This window comes from Actinophytocola sp. (genome assembly GCF_035762905.1).
GTDB lineage: Bacteria > Actinomycetota > Actinomycetes > Mycobacteriales > Pseudonocardiaceae > DASYTH01.
This window is the reverse complement of the sequence record NZ_DASUCC010000144.1, coordinates 124,508-144,570: the sequence shown is the minus strand read 5'-3', so window position 1 is coordinate 144,570 and position 20,063 is coordinate 124,508. Positions and strand designations below refer to the sequence as shown.

The 20,063-nt window shown below is 71.2% G+C and carries 20 protein-coding genes; 10 read left to right on the top strand and 10 right to left on the bottom strand.

The genetic code is table 11. From position 1 onward, the window contains the following. Positions 1–230 precede the first annotated feature (230 nt). Together VFV67_RS31120 and VFV67_RS31115 are read left to right on the top strand one after the other, a co-directional pair. Positions 231–1,130 carry a helix-turn-helix transcriptional regulator gene (locus tag VFV67_RS31120; protein ID WP_326474258.1) on the top strand — a complete coding sequence of 300 codons (900 nt, stop codon included), beginning with the start codon at positions 231–233 and terminating at the stop codon, positions 1,128–1,130. Continuing rightward, on the top strand, positions 1,064–1,228 hold the full coding sequence (locus VFV67_RS31115) for a DUF397 domain-containing protein (RefSeq protein WP_326474257.1): 165 nt from the start codon (positions 1,064–1,066) through the stop codon (positions 1,226–1,228). Before VFV67_RS31120 ends, VFV67_RS31115 begins: the two co-directional genes overlap by 67 nt. Positions 1,229–1,300: 72 nt before the next feature. On the opposite strand, the gene VFV67_RS31110 is transcribed toward VFV67_RS31115, so the two are convergent. The 4 genes from VFV67_RS31110 to boxC are packed head-to-tail and all read right to left on the bottom strand — an operon-like array spanning position 1,301 to position 6,758. Further along, entirely contained in the window at positions 1,301–2,158 is an 858-nt protein-coding gene (locus tag VFV67_RS31110; RefSeq protein WP_326474256.1) for an amidohydrolase family protein, read from the bottom strand. Beyond that, positions 2,158–3,726 (bottom strand): benzoate-CoA ligase family protein, encoded by a 1,569-nt coding sequence (locus VFV67_RS31105; protein ID WP_326474255.1) that lies wholly within the window; start codon positions 3,724–3,726, stop codon positions 2,158–2,160. The genes VFV67_RS31110 and VFV67_RS31105 overlap by 1 nt, the downstream gene beginning before the upstream one ends. 6 nt (positions 3,727–3,732) lie before the next feature. Further along, complete coding sequence (gene boxB / locus VFV67_RS31100) at positions 3,733–5,154, bottom strand: benzoyl-CoA 2,3-epoxidase subunit BoxB (RefSeq protein WP_326474254.1); 1,422 nt, start codon at positions 5,152–5,154, stop codon at positions 3,733–3,735. Continuing rightward, entirely contained in the window at positions 5,151–6,758 is a 1,608-nt protein-coding gene (gene boxC / locus VFV67_RS31095; RefSeq protein ID WP_414636381.1) for a 2,3-epoxybenzoyl-CoA dihydrolase, read from the bottom strand. Before boxC ends, boxB begins: the two co-directional genes overlap by 4 nt. A 126-nt stretch (positions 6,759–6,884) precedes the next feature. On the opposite strand from boxC, the gene VFV67_RS31090 reads away from it, so the two are divergent. Further along, a complete protein-coding gene (locus VFV67_RS31090; protein ID WP_326474252.1) occupies positions 6,885–7,547 on the top strand; it encodes a peptidoglycan-binding protein in 663 nt (220 codons plus the stop codon). Here the strand turns inward: VFV67_RS31090 and VFV67_RS31085 are convergent. Genes VFV67_RS31085 through VFV67_RS31075 form a run of 3 tightly spaced genes read right to left on the bottom strand, consistent with a single transcriptional unit; the run spans position 7,534 to position 10,636 of the window. Beyond that, positions 7,534–8,328, bottom strand: coding sequence for a sugar phosphate isomerase/epimerase family protein (locus VFV67_RS31085; RefSeq protein WP_414636380.1), 795 nt, complete (start codon positions 8,326–8,328; stop codon positions 7,534–7,536). The genes VFV67_RS31090 and VFV67_RS31085 overlap by 14 nt on opposite strands. Before the next feature lie 2 nt (positions 8,329–8,330). After that, positions 8,331–9,479, bottom strand: a complete 1,149-nt coding sequence (locus VFV67_RS31080) for a dihydrodipicolinate synthase family protein (protein ID WP_326474250.1) — start codon at positions 9,477–9,479, stop codon at positions 8,331–8,333. Next, a complete protein-coding gene (locus VFV67_RS31075) occupies positions 9,479–10,636 on the bottom strand; it encodes a Gfo/Idh/MocA family oxidoreductase (protein ID WP_326474249.1) in 1,158 nt (385 codons plus the stop codon). Before VFV67_RS31075 ends, VFV67_RS31080 begins: the two co-directional genes overlap by 1 nt. 133 nt (positions 10,637–10,769) lie before the next feature. On the opposite strand from VFV67_RS31075, the gene VFV67_RS31070 reads away from it, so the two are divergent. The 5 genes from VFV67_RS31070 (at position 10,770) to VFV67_RS31050 (ending at position 15,082) form a co-directional block, all read left to right on the top strand. Next, entirely contained in the window at positions 10,770–11,825 is a 1,056-nt protein-coding gene (locus VFV67_RS31070; protein ID WP_326474248.1) for a MarR family transcriptional regulator, read from the top strand. A 334-nt stretch (positions 11,826–12,159) separates the two neighbouring features. Further along, the gene (locus VFV67_RS31065; protein WP_326474247.1) at positions 12,160–13,413 is read left to right on the top strand and encodes a 6-phospho-beta-glucosidase; all 1,254 of its coding nucleotides are present in this window, start codon (positions 12,160–12,162) and stop codon (positions 13,411–13,413) included. Beyond that, entirely contained in the window at positions 13,410–14,396 is a 987-nt protein-coding gene (locus VFV67_RS31060) for an N-acetylglucosamine kinase (RefSeq protein WP_326474246.1), read from the top strand. Before VFV67_RS31065 ends, VFV67_RS31060 begins: the two co-directional genes overlap by 4 nt. Before the next feature lie 24 nt (positions 14,397–14,420). Next, positions 14,421–14,696, top strand: coding sequence for a hypothetical protein (locus VFV67_RS31055; protein WP_326474245.1), 276 nt, complete (start codon positions 14,421–14,423; stop codon positions 14,694–14,696). Next, entirely contained in the window at positions 14,693–15,082 is a 390-nt protein-coding gene (locus VFV67_RS31050) for a hypothetical protein (protein WP_326474244.1), read from the top strand. The genes VFV67_RS31055 and VFV67_RS31050 overlap by 4 nt, the downstream gene beginning before the upstream one ends. A 166-nt stretch (positions 15,083–15,248) precedes the next feature. On the opposite strand, the gene VFV67_RS31045 is transcribed toward VFV67_RS31050, so the two are convergent. Next, positions 15,249–16,706, bottom strand: a complete 1,458-nt coding sequence (locus VFV67_RS31045; protein WP_326474243.1) for an oligopeptide:H+ symporter — start codon at positions 16,704–16,706, stop codon at positions 15,249–15,251. A gap of 112 nt (positions 16,707–16,818) precedes the next feature. On the opposite strand from VFV67_RS31045, the gene VFV67_RS31040 reads away from it, so the two are divergent. Then, a complete protein-coding gene (locus VFV67_RS31040; protein ID WP_326474242.1) occupies positions 16,819–17,454 on the top strand; it encodes a hypothetical protein in 636 nt (211 codons plus the stop codon). Here VFV67_RS31040 and VFV67_RS31035 read toward each other — a convergent pair. Then, positions 17,444–18,112: a cupin domain-containing protein gene (locus tag VFV67_RS31035; protein WP_326474241.1), complete on the bottom strand. Its 669-nt coding sequence runs from the start codon at positions 18,110–18,112 to the stop codon at positions 17,444–17,446. The two genes, VFV67_RS31040 and VFV67_RS31035, sit on opposite strands and share 11 nt — an antisense overlap. A gap of 136 nt (positions 18,113–18,248) precedes the next feature. On the opposite strand from VFV67_RS31035, the gene VFV67_RS31030 reads away from it, so the two are divergent. Further along, on the top strand, positions 18,249–19,262 hold the full coding sequence (locus VFV67_RS31030) for a LacI family DNA-binding transcriptional regulator (protein ID WP_326474240.1): 1,014 nt from the start codon (positions 18,249–18,251) through the stop codon (positions 19,260–19,262). Between the two features lie 131 nt (positions 19,263–19,393). Here the strand turns inward: VFV67_RS31030 and VFV67_RS31025 are convergent, their stop codons facing one another. After that, positions 19,394–20,002, bottom strand: coding sequence for a response regulator transcription factor (locus tag VFV67_RS31025; RefSeq protein WP_326474239.1), 609 nt, complete (start codon positions 20,000–20,002; stop codon positions 19,394–19,396). Positions 20,003–20,063: the final 61 nt, after the last annotated feature.

Below are 20,063 nucleotides of genomic sequence, written 5' to 3'. Positions count from 1 at the left end.
TGCAGATGGCCGATGATGCGACTTCGCCCAGTTCGCGGAAGGCGTGGATGTTGTGGTCCCATGGGGACTTTAGCCAAATGAGTTCGGTCATGATGGGTGCCTTTTCGTAGACACGGGAAATCACCGGTCGGGGTGGTTCGCTAATCGGTGGTGAGCCTTCCAATTCACTTAGGACGGTAGGCTTCCTTTCTGGAAGGCGCTTGCCTTTCCACGGGTGGGAAGGAGTGAGCGTGCCGAACAAGCGTCAGCCGCCGAGGCCCCGGGACCGGATCATTGGTTCCCGGCTGCGCGCGATCCGCAGGGAACGGACGGATCTGAGTCTGGAAGCGGCGGCGAAGGTGTTGGGGTGGGGGCTCGCAACAATGTCGAGAATCGAGAACGGTCAACGCCACATCAGCACCGAGGACGTGGCGATGATCGTTACCGCCTACCGGATTCCCGCTGCCGAACGCGACGAGATCCTCGCGGAGGCCAGAGCAGAGAACGCATCGGGCTGGTGGGACCGTCCGCTACCGGGTGTTCCCGCTGAGATGGGGACGCTTGCCAGCTATGAAGCGGACGCCAACGGCCTCATCAATTGGGCGGTGTCGCTGGTGCCGGGCCTGCTCCAAACCGAGGACTACGCCATGGCGCTCATGCTCTCTCAGGACCATCCGCAGGAGGTCGCGGAGTTGCGCTGGGTGGCCAGGCGCAGGCGACAGAAGATCCTCGGCACGGTGGACTACCGGGCCTACATCAGCGAGACCGCACTGCGCACACCATTCGGCGGACCCGAGGGGCACCGGATGCAGATCAGACACCTCCTGAACGCCCGGGAGCGCGGAATCTCGATCCGGGTGGTCCCCGAACATCTACCGGTCGGACTGATCAGCCATTCGTGGCTCTACATGACGTTCCCTCACACCACCCCGGTTGTGAACGTCGAGGTAGCCGGCGGCGGGGTCTACTTGCACGACGACCAGGCGGAACCGTACGTGAAGCTACTCACCAGGCTAGATCACATAGCCCTTTCCACCGCTGAAAGTCAGACTAGGCTCCGGTCGATCCTGAAGGAGGCGCGATCATGGACTGGCGCAAGTCGAGCTTCAGCGGCGACAGCGGCGACTGTGTACAGGTCAGGGCGGACCTGACCGCCATCCGGGACAGTAAGAACCCCAGCGGCTCGATGCTGACCGTGGATCTATCCGGTCTGCTGGCCACGGTCAAGGCGGGTCAGTTCGAGCGTTGACAGCGTGCCGCCGAGCCCGGTTGGCCGGCGCCGCCAGGCGCCGGCCAACCGGGCTCGGGGTGGTGGCTCCGGTCAGATGTTCAGGCCGGGGAAGACTTTGGCGGCGTTGGCCGACAGGACCGCGTGCAGGACGTCGGTGGGGAGGGGGAGGTCGGCGAGGGCGGTGGCGTTGTGGGCGGGGCCGGGGGTGCCGGGCCAGTCGGTGCCGAAGATCATTTTGGTGGCGAGGCGGGGAAAGTCGAAGCGGGCGTAGTAGTCGGGGAGTTTCTTCGGGGGGAGGCCGGCCAGGTCGAGCCACACGTTGGGGCGGGCGAGGGCCAGGAACGCGGCGCTGTCGTACCAGCCGCCGCGGCCGCCGTGGGCCAGGACGATGGGGACCTCGGGGAAGTCTTCGAGGACATCGAGGATGAGGTCGGGGTGGCCGAGGCGGGCGCGGGCGCCAGGGAAGGTGGAGCCGCCGGAGTGGATGATCACGGGGAGGCCGCGTTCGCGGCAGATCTGGTAGGCGGGGTAGAGCTCGCGGTCGGCGGGGTGGAAGCCGGCGTGCACCGGGTGGAGTTTGAGGGCCACGGCACCGAGGTCGAGTTGGCGCTCCACTTCGGACGCCAGGGGATGGTGCAGGTGCGGGTTGACGTTGGCGACCAGGCGGAACCGGGTGGGGTTGTGGTCGACGATGGGGAGGTTGTGCTCGATGGGCTGGATGCCGGTGGCGCGGGGGCTGTACTCGCAGAACAGGAGTACGCGGTCGACACCCTCGGCGGCGAACAGGGCGTCGAGGCGTTCGGGGACCGGGTCGCCGGCCGCGTCGTAGGCGGAGCGCCAGTCGTGCGAGCCGGAGAACTGTTCGGCCCAGCCGGACCAGGACGGCTTCAGGGTGCTCAGCCGGGCCGCGTGCACGTGCGCGTCGACCAGCGGCACGCCACCGAGCATCAGACCAGCTCCGCGGCGGCGGGCCCGGTGCGCAGCGAGTCGTGGACCTGGTCGCGCAGGACGTTGCGGCGGATCTTGCCGGTCGCGGTCTTGGGCAGCTCGGTCATCGGGATGATCGCGCGCGGGCGCTTGAAGGAAGCCAGACCGTCCCGGCACCAGCGGATCAGCGCGTCCGAATCGACGTCGGTGCCGGCGACCGGGACCACGCAGGCCACCGGCTTGTCGATGCCGACCTCGTCCGGCGCCGCGACCACCGCCGCCTCGGCCACCGCCGGGTGCTCCAGCAGCCGCTGCTCGACCTCGGCCGGCGAGACCCAGATGCCGCCCGCCTTCAGCATGTCGTTGTACCGGCCGAGACAGCTGTAGGTGCCGTCCTCGTTGCGCACGTAGCTGTCGCCGGTGCGCAGCCACTCGCCGAGGAACATCCGCCTGGTGGTCTCGGTGCGGCACCAGTAGCCGGTGGCGATCGACGGGCCGCGCAGGTACAGCTCACCCGGGGTGCCGGTGGCCGTCACCGGCACCCCGTGCTCGTCCCGGATCTCCACGTCGTAGCCCGGAACCGGGGTGCCCGAGCTGCCCGGCCGCACCTGCCCGGGTCGGTTGGACAGGAAGATGTGCAGCGCCTCGGTCGAGCCAAGCCCGTCCAGCACCTCCACCCCGAACCGCTCGCGGAACCGGTTGCACAGCACGGCGGGTAACGGCTCACCGGCCGAAACCCCTTGGCGCACCGAAGAGAACGTGTCGTCCGGGATGTCACTGTTCAGCAGTGCCGCGTAGAACGTCGGCACCGCGAAGAACAGCGTCGGCGCGTCGGCGCGCACCCGCTCGGCCACCCCGTGCGGGGTCGGCCGGCCGCGCAGCAGCACCGTCGCTCCCCCGGCGGCAAGTGGGAAGAAGCACGAGTTTCCCAGGCCGTAGGCGAAGAACAGCTTGGGCACGGACAGGCAGCGGTCCTCCGGGGTGACGCCGAGCACGCCGGTGCCGTAGCACTGCGCCACGTCCCGGATGCTGGCGTGCCGGTGCATGGCGCCCTTGGGCCGCCCGGTGGTTCCCGAGGTGTAGAGCCAGAGTGCCGGCGAGTCGGGCCAGGTGGAGTAGCCGTCGTCGGGTCCACCGGCCGAGCACAGGTTCTCCCAGGACCAGATCGGCACGCCGAGATCGGCCTCGCCGTCGAGCACCACCCGGACCACCTCCGGCGCCATGGTCAGGGCGGCGGCCGCGGCGGCGGCGAACTCCGCCGACACGCACAACACCCGGGCCCGGGCGTCGACCACCATCGTGGCCAGCTCGTCCCCGGTCACCATGGTGGAGACCGGGACCGGCACCGCGCCGATGTGCATCGCGGCCAGGATCCCGGACAGCAGCTCGATTCCGTCGGCCATGCAGAAGACGATCCGCTCCTCCGGCCGCACGCCGAGGGAGCCGAACCCGGCGGCCACCCGGTGCACCTCCTCGGCGAGCTGCTGGTAGGTCAGGGTCCGGTCACCACTCAACACGGCCGTGCGGTCGCCGTTCCCGGCCCGCACGTGCCGTTCGACCAGGTAGTCCGCCGCGTTGAAGATCTCCATGGCCCCTCAGCTCAGGTAGACGTACTCGAAGTCGAACGGCTTGCCGTTGATGCCGTTGCGGGGCGGAGCGAGCCAGCTCGCGATCCGGCCCCGGTCATAGACCGGCTGCATGAGCGAGCGGACGAAGGTCAGGTCCGCGCTCGTCGGCAGCCACTTGCTCCTGGCCGCCGCCCAGGTCTGCTCGTCCACGATCGTGCCGTTCGGAGTGATGTGAAATCCGGAGCTTACGCCGACTTTGCGGTTGAAGCCCGGATGTGGCAACGCCAGCTGGAAGTCGACCTCGTGGTCGGCCAGGATCCGGTTCCACCGCTTGACTCCGGTCTCGCAGTCGGCGATGTACTCGCCGCGCAGGTCCAGGTTCAGCGCGAGCAGGGCGGAGAGCTCCTCGCTGTCCCAGGTGCCGGCACCGGTCGGGCGGTCCAGCCGCATGCTGTCCTCGGTGAGCTGGTGGTCGTCCCGGCGGCGGGTCTCCTGCCACCGGCCCTTCAGCCCGGCCGTGTAGTAGTTGGCCGCGTTGGTGGAGGTCTCGCTGCCGAACAGGTCCAGCGACACCGTGTAGTGGAAGTTCAGGTACTTCTGGATGATCTCCAGCGGGATCCCGCCGTGCGGCCCGATGTCGTAGGTGTCGTGCTCACGGATCAGCTGCGCGCTGCGTTCCACCACCCGGTCGACGCCGGTGGTGCCGACGAACATGTGGTGCGCCTCTTCCTTGAGCATGAACTCGCAGGTGCGGGACAGTGGGTCGAACCCGCTCTCCTTCAGCGTGCCGAGCTGGTACTTGCCGTCCCGGTCGGTGAAATAGGTGAACATGAAGAACGCCAACCAGTCCGCGGTCTCCTCGTTGAACGCGCCGAGGATGCGCGGCGAGTCCGGGCTGCCGGAGTTGCGCAGCAGCAGCGCCTCGGCCTCCTCCCGGCCCTCGCGCCCGAAGTAGGCGTGCAGCAGGTACACCATCGCCCACAGGTGCCGGCCCTCCTCCACGTTGACCTGGAACAGGTTGCGCAGGTCGTAGAGGCTGGGCGCGGTCAGGCCGAGCAGCCGCTGCTGCTCGACCGACGCCGGTTCGGTGTCGCCCTGGATCACGATCAGGCGTTGCAGGTCGGCGCGGTACTCACCGGGCACCTGCTGCCAGGCCGGCTCGCCCTTGTGCTGCCCGAAGGCGATCACGCGGTCCGGGTCGCGCTCGGCGAGGAAGATGCCCCAGCGGTAGTCCGGCACGTTCACGTGGTCGAAGTGCGCCCAGCCGTCCCGGCCGACGCTCACCGCGGTGCGCAGGTACACGCCGTGCGTGTCCAGCGTCGGGCCCATCTCCCCCCACCAGTTCATGAACTTCGGCTGCCAGCCCTCCAGCGCCCGCTGCAGCCGGCGGTTGGACGTCAGGTCCACGTTGTTGGGGATCTTGTCGTCGTAGTTGATTCCGGTGGTCATACCCGTCCCCTGTCGAAGACCGGCCGCTGTCCCGTGCCATACCTGCGCAACGCCCCGTCCTCGCCGGATGCGTTGGGGCGCAGGAAAATCCAGTTCTGCCAGGCGGACAGCCGGCCGAATATCTTGCTCTCCATGGTCTCCGGTCCGACGAACCGGTGGTTGGCCTCCATCCCGGTGCACGCGTCCGGGCTGAGCGCGGCGCGGCCCTCGAGCACGATTCGGATCTCGTCGTCCCAGTCGATGTCATCCGGAGCGTCGGTGACCAGCCCGAGGTCGCGGGCCGCCGCCGGCCCGAGCGGTCGCCCGATCTCCTTGTCGCGCAACAGCTCCAGCGCGTCGGGTTGGCCGTGGAACCGGGACCGCAGCCGGGAGATGCCGTTGCTCATGGGCAGCAGCCCGAAATTGGCCTCGGTCAGGTGCACCGCGGCCGGCGGATCGACCTCCTGATCGTCGAGCATGTACTGCCGGTCGCAGGCGAAGGCCAGCTCGGCCAGCAGGCCGGCGAAGCAGGATCCCGGCTCGATCAGCGCGATCAGGCTGCGGCTGGTGACGTCCAGCCGCTTCAGCGTGCGCTTGTAGTACTGCAGGATCTCGTTGGCCAGCCAGTGGTCCCGGTGTTCGAGCAGCAGGCGCTCGTAGCCGAGCACCACCTCGGGGTCGCCCTCGGTCTTGATCACCCAGGTGCCCAGCGCGGTCTCGTTGGTGCGCAGCCGAAGGATCAGGTCGTCCAGCTCGCGGGTGAGCGCCAGCGGCCAGAACTCCGCGTCCTGACCGGCGATGGTGTCCGGCGCGGGTTCGGCGGGCGCCCGCACGGTGATCGTGACGATGCCGCCGCCGGAGTCCGGCTCGGCGATGACGTAGGTGTCCCGGCGCAGCGGGGTGAGCCGCACGCCGCGGGCGTCCCGCGGCCGACTGGACCCGGCGGCCAGCTCGGTGGCCCGCTCCCGGACGGTCTCCTCGAACCGCCGCGGCGCGGCCAACTCGTCGACCAGCCGCCAATCCACGGCGGTGCGGCCCTTGATGCCGTCCGGCCGGGTGGCGAACACGTCGGCCAGGTCCTTGCGCACACCGCGCTTGTCGACCAGCCGGGTCAGCCCGCCGGTGCCGGGCAGCACGCCGAGCAGCGGCACCTCGGGCAGCGACACGGTCGAGGAGTTGTCGTCGACCAGCAGGATCCGCTCGCAGGCCAGGGCGATCTCGTAGCCGCCGCCGGCACACGACCCGTTCACGGCCGCCAGGTACACCTGTCCCGAGTGCGCGCTGGCGTCCTCCATGGCGTTGCGGGTCTCATTGGTGAACTTGCAGAAGTTGACCTTCCAGTGGTGCGGCGCGGCCGCCAGCATCCGGATGTTGGCTCCGGCCGAGAACACCTTGTCCTTGCCGCTGGTCACCACCACGGCTCGCACCTCGGGGTGCTCGAACCGCAGCCGCTGGGTCGCGTCGTACAGCTCGATGTCCACCCCGAGGTCGTAGGAGTTCAGCTTCAGCTCGTATCCCGGAACCAGCCCACCGCCCTCGTCGACGTCGAGCACCAGCCAGGCGATCTCCCCCGCCACCCGCACCGTCCAGTGCCGGTACTGCTCGGGACACGTCTCGAACGACACGTTCTCCACGCCTCATTCTCTACATGTTGTCTCGGAAGCGTCAAGGTTATGTAGAAGATTGGCGCTGCCCCAACAGCCGCGCGATCGGACCTGCCGGACCGCGGGAAAATGTCCGACTTTGGCCACATGTCCGAGACCCTTCTCAAACGTGGTGACAGCAACGAACACGTGCGCACCGTGCAGGACCGGCTGACCGAGCTCGGCTACTCGACCGGCGGATCGGACGGCGACTACGGGCGCAAGACCGAAGAGGCGGTCCAGGCCTTCCAGGCCGCGTACGGGCTGCCGATCACCGGCTCGATCGACAACGACACCTGGGGCGCGTTGTTCTCCACCCCGGCCGAAGACCCCACCGCGCACGACCCGTCCGAGGGCCCCACCGGCGACGCGCTGGTCGACATCGCGCTCAAGCAGGTCAACGACCGGTACGTGTTCGGCACCGACGCCGACGAGAACAACCCCGACGAGAACGAGTTCGACTGCGCCGAGCTGATCTCCTGGAGCTGCGCACAGCTCGGCATCGAGCTGCCCAGCTACTCGGTGAGCCAGATCGACACGGTCGCCGCCGCCGGGCTGGAGTGCGGCGTGGACGAGGCCGGCGGAATCCGCGGCGCGCTGCTGTTCCGCGAGGCCGGCCACAACGGCGCCCAGTACAACCACGTGGCGCTGTCGCTCGGCACCGGCGACGAGACCATCGAGGCCATGGGCTCGAAGTACGGTGTCGCGGTCGGCACGATCGGCTCGCGGTTCACCCGGGCCGGTCGGATCCCCGGGATCACGTACAGCTGAGGTAGGCGGCGATGGTGTCGCGCAGGATGTCCGGGCCGGGCCGGGCCCACAGGTCGGCGTTGAACACCTCGACCTCGATCGGCCCGGTGTAGCCGGCGGCGGTGATCTCCTTGGTGTAGCGGGAGATCTCCACGCTGCCGGCCCCGGGCAGGCCGCGGCCGAGCAGCACCCCGGCCGGCAGCGGCGTGATCCAGTCGGCGACCTGGTAGCAGGCGATCCGCCCGTCGGCGCCGGCCCGGGCGATCTGCTCCCAGACCCGCTCGTCCCACCAGACGTGATAGGTGTCGATCACGACCCCGACGTCGGCGGGCGGGTGCGCGGCGGCCAGGTCGAGCGCGGCGGCCAGGGTGGACACCACGCCGCGATCGGCGCAGTACATGGGATGCATCGGTTCGATGGCCAACCGCACCCCGGCGGCGCGGGCGTGCGGAACCAGGGTGCCGATCGCCTCGGCCACCTGCGCGCGGGCGTCGTCCAGGGTGCGGGTGCCGAGCCCGCCGACCACCAGCACCAGCACCGGGGTGCCGAGCGCGGCGGCCTCGTCCACGGCGCGGCGGTTGTCGTCCAGCCAGCCGTCGTCGCAGAAGAACCCGCCCCGGCACAGGGAACTGACCGCGAGGCCGGCGTCGCGGACCAGCTTGGCGGTCCGGACCAGGCCGTACTCCTGCACCGGTGCCCGCCACAGTCCGACCGCCGGCACCCCGGCCGCGGCGCACCCGTCGACAAGCTCCGGCAACGGCCAGTTGTTCGCGGTCGCCTGGTTGAACGAGAACCGCGCCAGGCTCATTGCGGAACGCCGGCCACGGTGAAGAAGGACCGCGCCCGGTCGGCGGCCAACTCGGCGTCGGGCAGCAGCCCGGCGGCGTCGGCCAGTTGCAGCAGCCGCCCGCAGTGTGCCGGAGACCGGGCCGACTGCAGGCCGCCGACCATCACGAACGCCTTCTGGTGCCCGGCGAGCCAGGACAGGAACACCACGCCGGTCTTGTAGTACTGCGTCGGCGGCCAGAACAGCCGCCGCGCCAACGGAACCGTGGCGTCCATGATCTGCCGGTACCGGTCCGGATGCCCGCGGTCCAACTCGAGCAACGCGCTCGCGGCGGCCGGCGCGATCACCGCGAACACGCCGAGCAGCGCGTCGGAGTGACCCTGCTCGTCCCCGCCGATCAGCTCCGGATAGTGGAAGTCGTCGCCGGTGTAGAGCCGCACTCCGGCCGGTAACCGCCTGCGCAGCGCGACCTCGAACCCGGCGTCGAGCAGGGACAGCTTGATCCCGTCGATCCGGTCGGCGTACTCCTTGATCAGCGTCAGCACCGTGTGCGCCTGAGTGTCCACATCGGACGAACCCCAGTACCCGGTCAGCGCCGGGTCGAACTGCGGGCCGAGCCAGTGCAGCAGCACCTTGCCGTCCGCCTGCGAGATCAGGTCGCCGTAGAGGGAGAGGTACTCGTCCGGCCGGGTGGCCGCGGCGGCCAGGTGCCGGCTGCACATGAGCACCGGGGTCGCGCCCGCGCTCAGCACGTCCTCCAACTGCTCGCGGTAGGCGTCGGCGATCTTGGGCAGGGTCGCCGGCCCGGGTGGCAGCTGGTCGGTGCCGACCCCGGCCACGATGTTGCCGCCCACCGCGCGTGCCTCGGCCGCCGACCGGACCACCAGCTCCCGCACGGTCGGGTAGTCCAGTCCCATGCCGCGCTGGGCGGTGTCCATCGCCTCGGCCACGCCGAGCCCGTGCCGCCACAGGTGCCGGCGGAAGACCAGGGTGGCGTCCCAGTCCAGCACCGCGCGGCCGCCCGGGACGTTCTCCGCGGCCGGGTCGGCGACCACATGCGCCGCGGCGTAGGCGATCCGTCCGCGCGGCGGCCCGGGCGGCGGCTCGAACCGGCCGCCGCCGCGCACCGTGTAGCGCGTTCCGTCCGGCAAGATCACCGTGGTCATTACCCACCACCCCCCACATCCGGAACATCGAGCCTGCGGCCCTCACGTGCGGACCGCATACCAAGCTCGGCCAGCTGCACACCGCGTGCGCCGGCCGCGAAGTCCAAACCGAACGGTTCGTCGGCCACGACGTGCCGCAGGAACTGCTCCCACTGCACCCGGAACCCGTTGTCGAACTCCTGGTTGTCCGGCACCTCGGACCACTCGCCGCGGGAGTCGGCGGCCGCCGGCCGGTCCGGGTCCCACACCGAGCGCGGCGTGACCGCCCGGTGCTGGGCCCGGCAGCGGCGCAGCCCCGCCACCGCGGATCCCTCGGTGCCATCGACCTGGAACTCGACCAGCTCGTCGCGGAACACCCGGACCGCCCACGAGGAGTTGATCTGGGCGACCACGCCGCCGTCCAGCTCGAAGATCGCGTACGCGGCGTCGTCGGCGGTCGCCTGGTACGGCTCGCCGGACTCGTCGAAGCGGCGCGGGATGTGCGTGGCGGCCAGGCACTGCACGGTGCGCACCCGGCCGAACAGGTTCTCCAGCAGGTACTGCCAGTGCGGCAGCATGTCCAGCACGATCCCGCCGCCGTCCTCCGCGCGGTAGTTCCAGGACGGCCGCTGCGCCGGCTGCCAGTCCCCCTCGTAGACCCAGTAGCCGAACTCACCGCGCACGGACAGGATCCGCCCGAAGAAGCCGGCGTCGATCAACCGCTTGAGCTTGCGCAGCCCGGGCAGGTACAGCTTGTCGGCCACCACCCCGGTCCGGACCCCGGCCGCCTCGGCCAGCCGGGTCAGCTCCAGCGCCCCGGCCAGGTCACCGGCCAGCGGCTTCTCGGTGTAGACGTGTTTGCCCGCCTCGATGGCCGCGGCCACGGCCTTCTCCCGGCGCTGGGTCACCTGGGCGTCGAAGTAGATCGCCACGTCGTCGCGGGCCAGCGCGGCGTGCAGGTCGGTGCTGAGGTCGGACAGCCCGTGCCGCTCGGCGATCTCGGTCAGCTTGGCCTCGTTGCGCCCGACCAGGACCGGCTCCGGCCACAGCCGGCTACCGTCGGCGAGCGGGAGTCCACCGTCGGTGCGGATGGCCAGCAACGACCGGACCAGATGCTGGCGATAGCCCATCCGACCGGTCACACCATTAAGCACGATCCCGATCGGCCGTCGGTTCATCGACACCCCGCCATTTCTAGGTAAGCGCTTTCCTGCCACCCTAGGTGCTCGGCCCCGGCTACGGAAGGCCGTCCGGAGTTGACCCGGCCGGGTCCGAACGGATAGGAAGACTGCCTAACTATCGGGAGGTCCGTTGGCCCAGTTGGCCGGCTCGTCGCGGCTGCTGCGCACGCTCAACGAGCGCGCCGCGCTCGGCCTCCTGCTGGACTGCGGTCCGCTCACCCGCGGCGAGCTGGGCGAGCTGACCGGACTGGCCAAGCCCACCACCTCCGAGGTGCTGCGCCGGCTCCGGGAAGCCGGCCTGGTCGAGGTGATCGGCCGGCGCACCGGCGGGCCCGGCCCCAACGCCGAGGTGTACGCGGTCAACCCGGACGCCGGCCACGCCGCGGCGGTCTCGCTCGGCGCCGGCGGGGGCACCGCCGCGGTGTGCGACCTGACCGGCGCGATCCGGGCCCGCCGAAGGATCGCCGCCCGGCCGGCCGACCCGGTGCAGGCCATCGCCGACGCGGTGCAGGGCGCGTGCCGGGCGGCGCACGTGCCGGTGCGCCGGCTGGACCACGTCCAGCTCGGCTGGTCCGGCCCGGATCCGACCGGTGCGCTGGGCGCCCGGCTGCGCACCACGGTGCGGGTGGCCGGCGAGGCGCACCTCGCCGCGGTGGCCGAGCGCGGCACCGGGGCGGACGACTTCGCGCTGCTCTGGCTCGGTGAGGACAGTCTCGGCCTTGCCGTCGGGCACACCGGCGGCCCGCCGCACGGCACCCGGGACATCGGCGCGCTGCCGGTGCCCGGCGAGAACGGCGCCGTGCGGGCGTTTCGCGACCTGGCCGGCGGGGCCGCGGTGCGTGAGCTGGCCCGCCGGCACGGGATCACCGCGGCGGCCGGCCGGGATGCCGTCGCGGCGGCGGCCGGTCCGTTCCTGGACGCGCTCGCCGAACGGGTCGCGCTGGGGCTGGCCGCGATCGTGGCCGTGCTCGATCCGCCGCGGGTGGTGCTGGCCGGCGAGATCGGCCAGGCAGCCGGCGCGCCGCTGGCCGCCGCGGTGACCGCCGCCCTGCGCCAGCTGTCCATCCCGCGCACCCCGGTCGTGACCACCGCCGTACCCGGCGACGCCGTGCTGCTCGGCGCCATCGACACCGCACTCGCCACCGTGCGCGCCGGACTGCTGGACCGAATGGGAGGACAACCGTGAGCGCAGGCTCGGCCGCGGTGGCGGCTGGACTGAGGAGCAGCGCAGCCGCGAGGAACGAGCGGCGAGCAGCGCACGAAGGAAGCCGACACCAGCAGCGGCCGAGCCGGAGCGAACCATTGGGCACCGTGAGCGCAGGCTCGGCCGCGGTGGCGGCTGGACTGAGGAGCAGCGCAGCCGCGAGGAACGAGCGGCGAGCAGCGCACACCGTGAGCGCAGGCTCGGCCGCGGTGGCGGCTGGACTGAGGAGCAGCGCAGCCGCGAGGAACGAGCGGCGAGCAGCGCACGAGGGAAGCCGGCGCCGGGGCGGCCGAGCCGGAGCGAACAGGAGAACACAGTGAAGGTGGCGGTGGTCGGTGGTGGCTCGACCTATACCCCGGAGCTGGTCGACGGGTTTGCCCGGCTGCACCGCGGGCTCGCCGAGCTGGTGCTGATCGATCCGGCGGCCGACCGGCTGGAGCTGCTCGGCCCGCTCGGCCGGCGGATCCTGGCCCGGCACGGCCATTCCGGCCGGCTGGACTGGACCACCGACCTGGACGCCGGCCTGGCCGGCGCCGACGTGGTGATTCTGCAGCTGCGCATCGGGGGTCAGCAGGCCCGGATCAGCGACGAGACGTTCCCGCTGGAGTGCGGCTGCGTCGGCCAGGAGACCACCGGCGCAGGCGGTCTGGCCAAGGCGCTGCGCACGGTGCCGGTGGTGCTCGACATCGCCCGCCGGGCCCGGGACCGGGCCGCGCCCGCGGCGTGGATCGTCGCGTTCACCAACCCGGTCGGGATCGTCACCCGGGCGCTGCTGGACGACGGGCACCGGGCGGTCGGGCTGTGCAACGTCGCGATCGGGTTGCAGCGCCGGTTCGCCGGCCTGCTCGACGTGCCGCCGGACGCGGTGCGGCTCGACCACGTCGGCCTCAACCATCTCACCTGGGAACGGGCCGCGGTGGTCGACGGGGTGGACCGGCTGCCCGAGCTGCTCGCCCGGCACGGCCCCGAGTTGGCCGAGCACGTCCGCCTGCCGCACCGGGTGCTCGAGCTGACCGGCACCGTGCCCTCCTACTACCTGCGTTACTACTACGCGCACGACGAGGTGGTCGCCGAGCAGCGCCGCACGCCGAGCCGGGGCGCCCGGGTGGCCGAGATCGAACGCGAGTTGCTCGAGCTGTACGCGGATCCGGCGCTGGACACCAAGCCGGCGCTGCTGGCCGAGCGCGGCGGGGCGTTCTACTCCGAGGCCGCCGTCGGCCTGCTGGCCGCGCTGCGGGACGACGACGGCGCGGTGCACTCGGTCAACGTGCGCAACGCCGGCACGCTGCCGTCGCTGCCGGACGAGGCGGTCATCGAGGTGTCCTGCCGGGTCGGCAACCTGGGCGCGCTGCCGCTGGCCACCGCGCCGCTGGCACCGGACATCGCCGGGCTGGTCGGCCACCACGCCGGTTACGAGGAGCTGGCGCTGGCGGCGGCGGTGCACGGCGGCCGGGATCGGGTGTACCGCGCGCTGCTGGCCCATCCCCTCGTCGGACAGCATGATCAGGCCGAGCGGTTGACGGATCTGTTGCTGGCAAACAACTCCGAGTTCCTGGAGTGGGCCCGGTGAGCATCCTACTTGCGATCGACGGCGGCAACTCCAAGACCGAGGTGTTGCTGGCCGACACGACCGGCGCGGTGCTCGGCTACGCGCGTGGGGCGGGCAGCAACCACCAGACCGCCGGCATGGCCGAGGCACTGTCCCGATTGGACGAACTGGTGCGCGTGGTCCGGGACCGGGCCGGCATCCCGGCCGGCACCCGGCCCGCACTTGCCGCCGTTTACCTTGCCGGGGCCGACCTTCCGGTCGAGCTGGACACGCTCGACGCGGCGGTCGGCGGTTCCAGGTTCGCCGACAGATCCATTGTGGACAATGACATCTTAGCGCTGCTGCGGGCCGGCACCGAGGCGCCGGACGCGGTGGCCGTGGTGTGCGGGGCCGGCACCAACTGCGCCGGGCGGGCCGCGGACGGGCGAACCGTCCGGTTCCCGGCGCTTGGCCGGCTGACCGGCGACTGGGGCGGCGGGCAGCACCTCGGCGGGCTCGCGCTCTGGCACGCCGCCCGCGCCGAGGACGGCCGCGGCCCGGACACTGCCCTGGTTTCCGCGATCACCGCGCACTTCGGCCTGGCCCGGATCGCCGACGTGTCCGCGGCCGCGCACTTCGGCGAGATCTCGCACGAGTGCATCGGCGAGCTGTCCCCGATGCTGTTCCGGGTGGCCGCCACCGGGGACGAGGTGGCGCGCGCACTGGTGGTGCGGCAGGGGGAGGAAATCGCGATCATGGCGGGCACGGCCATCCGGCGGCTCGGCCTGCTCGAGGCCGAAGTCAGCGTGGTACTCGGCGGCGGCGTGTTGCGCTCCCGCGATCCGGTGCTGTTCGGCGCGCTCACCGAGCGGCTCACCGCGACGGCACCGGGTGCCGAGATCGCGCTGGTCACCGACCCGCCGGTGATCGGCGCCGCGCTGCTCGGCCTGGACGCGCTCGGTGTGGCCGGCGCCGCGCCGGACCGGTTGCGCCGCGAGCTGCGCGCGCTGATTGCCGCCGGGTAGCCCGATCCGGTGTACGGTCAGCCGGTGGGGCCGAGAACGATCACCGTCGACGAGCGCACGCACGCGCGGCTTGCCGAGCTGGCCGCGGAGAACAGCACCACGGTCGCCGGCTACCTCGCCCGGGTCGCCGGAACCGGGCGCACTCCGGCCGAATGGGCGCAGATCGCGGCGCGCACCGAGGAATACCTGCGCACGGAGTTCGGCTTCGTGGCAACGCCGGAGGAACTGGCCGAGTTCGAGGCCAAGCAGGCCGCCGTCGAGACCGGCCGGAACCGGCCGGTGCGGCGCACCAGCGCGTGAGCGCAGCCGACGCGCGCGGCTACCTGCTGGACACGACCGCCCTCGCGGCCCTGGGCACCAGCCGCCGGATGTCCACCCTGATCACCGCCGCCCCCCGGCTGGGCCGGCCGCTCTACGCGCCGGCCACCTGTGTGGACGCCGCCGATCGGATCCGGCCCGGGATCGCCGCGCACGTCGGCCGGATCCCCGCCGTGGAAACCCTGGACCTGACCTACGCCCAGGTGCTCGAGATACGCGAGTCCACCCCCCGGCTCCCCCTCGACGTGGCCCACGTGATCAGCCTGGCCCTGCCCAACGCCACCTGGCCCAAGGGTCTGATCGTCGCCACCGTCCTACCCGACCGCTACGCCGGCTTCGACCTGACCCTCTTCGCCGTCGGCGACTGAGGATGCCGCGTCGCCGACGGTGGATCATCGTGGGTGAAGTCTCGGCCCAACCAACGCAACCTCAGGGGCACCGTGACGGCACCCAGCCACAATCAATCCGCGATCCGCACATTTCCTGGGACGCAACAACAGCAGTTAATCCCGGAGAGGCGGACCAGCGCTCCGGCTAATGCACGCCGCTCATCTGGCGGTGGATGGGGCGGGCGGCGAGGGCGAGCAGGAGGCCGGACAGGACGGCGATGCCGCCGACGATGGCGAAATAGGCACCTTCGTTGTCCGGGCTGTAGTACTGGGCGAGCGAGCCGGCCATCGCGGTGCCGAGGGCGACGGAGAGGAAGTTGAGCGCCACCATCTGGGTGCGGAACGCCTCGGGAGCGAGCTTGGTGGAGACCGAAAGGCCGACCGGGGACAGCAGCAGTTCGGCGATGGTGAACAGGAGCAGGATGCCGACCAGGGCGAGCAGCGGCGTGGTGTTGCCGGTACCGCCGGCCCACGGCAGGAACATCAGGAACGCCAGGCCCATGATCACGGTGCCGAGCGCGAACTTGACCGGCGTGGACGGCTGGCGCTCGCCGAGCTTGACCCACAGCCCGGCGAACACCCCGGCCAGCAGGATGACGAAGATCGGGTTGATCGAGTTCACCCAGGACACCGGCATCTCCCAGCCGAACAGGTTCCGGTCCAGCCGCTGGTCGGCGTAGATCGTCACCACGGTGAACTGCTGCTGGAACAGGGAGAAGAACACGAAACTGGCCAGGAACAGCGGCACGAAGCTCCACACCCGGCGGCGCTCGACCGGCGTGATCCGGCTGCTGGACAGGATCACCGCGAAGTAGCCGACGGCGGCGGCCGCGGTGACCACCACGACCACGTTGGCCAGGTTGGCCGCGGTCACCACGCCCAGCAGCACCAGAGCGGCGACCACGGCGAGAACGCCGGTCGCGAGGCCGGCGACCAGCGGCCGGCGCGCGGCGGGCAGCGGGTTGGGCACCACGTTCGCGTCCTCGGGCAGGTTCCGCCGGCCGAGCGAGTACTGGATCAGCCCGATGGCCATGCCGATCGCGGCCAGCCCGAACCCGTAGTGGAAGCCGAGCCGCTGCTGGGCCAGCCCGGTGAGCAGCGGCCCGAAGAACGCACCGAGGTTCACCCCGAGGTAGAACAGCGAGAATCCGGCGTCGCGCCGCGGGTCGTCCCTGCTGTAGAGCAGGCCGACCAGCGCGGTGGCGTTCGCCTTCAGCCCGCCGCTGCCAAGCGCGACCGCGCACAGACCGATGCCCACGCCGAGGAAACCGGGGATCAGGGCCAGCGAGATGTGCCCGAACATGATCACGATCGCGCTGCCGAACAGCACCCGCTCGGAGCCGACCAGCCGGTCGGCGACCCAGGCTCCCACGATCGTGGACAGGTAGACGAGGCCGCCGTAGGCCCCCACGATGCTGGTCGCGGTGGCCTCGGACAGCCCCAGCCCGCCGTCGGTGGTCGAGTAGTACAGGTAGATCGTGAGGATCCCCTGCATCCCGTAGAACGAGAACCGCTCCCACATCTCGACGCCGAAGAGGTTGGCCAACCCCCACGGATGCCCGAAGAACGTTTTGCCCGGTTCGGCCCTGGTCACCGTGGTCACCAAACGGCCGTTCCCGCTCCGCCGCCCCTCGAAACAAAGAAAGTTCGACGAGTTTTGAACCAATCGGCCCACTGTTACGTGTGGGTGGCACGAAGCTCCGGGAGGGGACCCAATGAAGAAGTCAGTCCTATTTCGTGCTGCCGTTCTCACGGCGTTCGCGACGTTCGGGCTCACCGCCTGCACGGGTGGTGAGCCGACCTCAAGCGCCCGGGTCGTCGTGACCTCGAACAACCCGGAAGCGCTGGTCAGCACCACCACCGCACCGTCCGAGCCGTCGGAAGCGCCCGAGACCGCGGCACCGAGCGAGTCGGCCGGCTCCGCGCCGCAACCACCGTCCAGCACCAGCGCACCGCCGGCCAGACCGTCCACACCGGACACGTCGGTGGAGCGGCTGGCGGCCGCCGCGCACCTCAAGCTCGGCCGGATCATCACCGACGGGAACGCGATGACGTTGTACCGCTTGGATTCCGACCAGGCCAAGCCGGTGAAGTCCAGCTGCCTCGGCGACTGCGCCAAGGTCTTCCCGCCGGTGTCGCCACCGGCGGACGGGACCGTGGACGTCGAGGGCATCGACCCCAAGCTGGTCAGCCAGTTCACCCGGCCGGACGGCATCGTCCAACTCACCCTTGCCGGGCGGCCGGTCTACCGGTTCGTCGGCGACGCGGCCCCCGGGGAGGCCTTCGGCCACGGCATCGGCGCCGCGTTCGCCATGACCCCCACCGGTGCCAAGGCGGTGGTCAAGGACTGACCGGATAGGTGTCCAGCAGCCCGCACATGCCCAGCCGGCCCCGCTCGCGCGGGGCCGGCATGGCGTGTACGGCGGCCTCGGCGAGGTGGGCCGGGTCGCCTTCGCGCAGGGCGGCGAGGTGCTCGCCGGTGTGCTTGGCAGCGGCAAGGGCCCCGGTTGCCCAGCGGAGGTGCCAGGCGTCGGCCTGCTCGCGTTTGAGGGCGACGGCGGCCCGGTGGAAGCCGGCCAACGCGGCCGGGCCGCCGGCGACCAGCTGCTGGAACCCGGCGATGGCCAGGTCGCGCCGTCGGTAGGCGGCCACCGGGTCGGTGCCCGGAGCGCCGCCGTCGGGCAGCGCGGCGGCCGCCGCATAGGCGTCCGGGTCGGCAAGCACCTCGGCCGGGAAGGTGAGCACGGCGTCGCCGGCCTCCGGCAGCCCGGTGTTGGCCATGATCACGAACAGCTCCAGATTCCCGCGGTTGACCAGCCGGTGCACCGTGCCCGGGGTGAACCACAACACGGTGCCGGCGGTCAGCTCGTGCTCGGCGAAGCCGGCGCCGGACAGCGTTTGCACCGCGCCGCGTCCGCCGGTGACCACATAGGCCTCGGAGCAGGCCAGGTGGATGTGCGGGCTGCCGCCGGGCAACCCGTCCGGCGCCGTCGTGTCGTAGACACACAAGCGGGAAATTCCGACGCCACCGGGTAGCATTGCAGGCTCTGTCACGGGGATCCCATTCCGATCGCTGGAGGAAAGGGCTTTCTTCGGCTGGAGCGCACGGACAACGTTAGGGGGTCGACCCGGTGGGAGGAACCCGATGGCGACGCTGGCCGATGTGGCGCGGCGGGCCGGAGTATCCGCGGCGACCGCGTCGCGGGTAATCAACGGCAGCGCCAAACCGGTCGCCGACGAGCTGCGCGGCCGGGTGCTGCGCGCGGTCGACGAGCTGCACTACGTGCCCAACGCGCACGCCCAGCTGCTGGCCAGGGCGGATCGGGTGGCGGTCGGCGTGATCGTGCACGACGTGTCCGACCCGTACTTCGCCGAGATCACCCGCGGGCTGCAGAAGGTGGCCACCGAGCACGGCCGGCTGTGCATCATCTGCAACAGCTACCGCGACCCGGACCGGGAGCTGGCCTACGTGGACCTGCTGCGCGCCCAGCAGGTGGCCGCGATCGTGCTGACCGGGTCGGGCTACCACGACCAGCGGTTCACCCGGCTGCTGAACGCGAAGCTGCGCGCCTACGAGCAGACCGGCGGCCGGGTGGCGGCGATCGGCCGGCACATGCACGCCGGCGACTCGGTGCTGCCCGGCAACGAGGAGGGCGGCTACCTGGCCGGCGCCGAGCTGTTCCGGCTCGGTCACAAGCGGATCGGCGTCGTCGCCGGGCCCAAGGTGCTCACAACGACCACCGACCGGCTGACCGGGCTTCGGCGCGCCGCCAAGGAGTTCGGCCGCACCATCGGACCGCGCCGGGTCGTCTACGCCGACTTCGACCGGGACAGCGGCGCCGCGGCGGCCGCGACGCTGCTCGACTCCTCCCCCACCCTCACCGCGATCGCCGCGCTGAACGATGCCATGGCCATCGGGGTGCTGGCCACGCTGCGCGAGCGCGGCCTGTCCGTGCCCGGCGACATCTCGGTGATCGGCTTCGACGACATGCCGATCGCCCGGGACGTGGTGCCGCCGTTGACCACCGTGCACCTGGGCATGCCAGAACTCGGCATGCGCGCGATGGCCCTCGCGCTCGGCAAACCGGCCCGCGCCCCACGAACCGAACGACTCCCGGCCACCTTGGTGCGCCGAACCAGTACTGGTCCGCCGCCCTAGTCCGCCTCTCCGGGTTCTACTGCTGTTGTTGCGTTCCAGCGAACGTGCGGATGGCGGGGGGCTTGTGGCTGGGTGCCGTCACGGTCCCCTGAGGTTTCGTTGGTCGGTCCAAGACTTCACACGAGGCGCGGTTACGAGGCGCGGGGGAGGCCGGCCGCCCGGGCGCGGGCGATGGCTTCGGCGCGGTCGGTGATGCCGAGCTTGCCGAAGATGGTGCAGACGTTGTTGCGCACCGTTTTCGGGGCGAGGTCGAGGCGGCGGGCGATGGTGGAGTTGTCCGCGCCGACGGCGATCAGCTCCATGATCTCGCGTTCCCGCGCGGACAGGGTGGGGAACGGATGGCTGGGCTGGGCCTGGCGGATCATCAGGTCGGTGAGCCGGCTGGCGATCTGTGCGCCAAGGATCATCTCGCCGGCGGCGACCCCGCGGACGGCCCGCACGATGTCGGCCCGCTCGGCACCGCGGAGCAGGTAGCCCCGCGCGCCGGCGCGCATCGCGTTGAACACCGACTCGACGTCATCCGCGGTCGTGACGACCAGAACCGGAACTCCGGGTACCCGATCGCGCACCGCGCGCAACGACCGCACACCGTCCACGATCAACACATCCGGTGTGGCGATCCCGGCCCCGTCCGCCGTGCACACGACAATCCGTAGTCCGTCCACTCCGGACAGTAGGCCCACGGGGTGGTCACCGACCAGTCCGACGGTGAGCACAGGGGTCAGAACCGCCGCCGTCATGCCGCACCCTCTTCTTCTCGGTCGTCTCGCGTTCACTACAAGAGTCGCCGACCACCCGCCG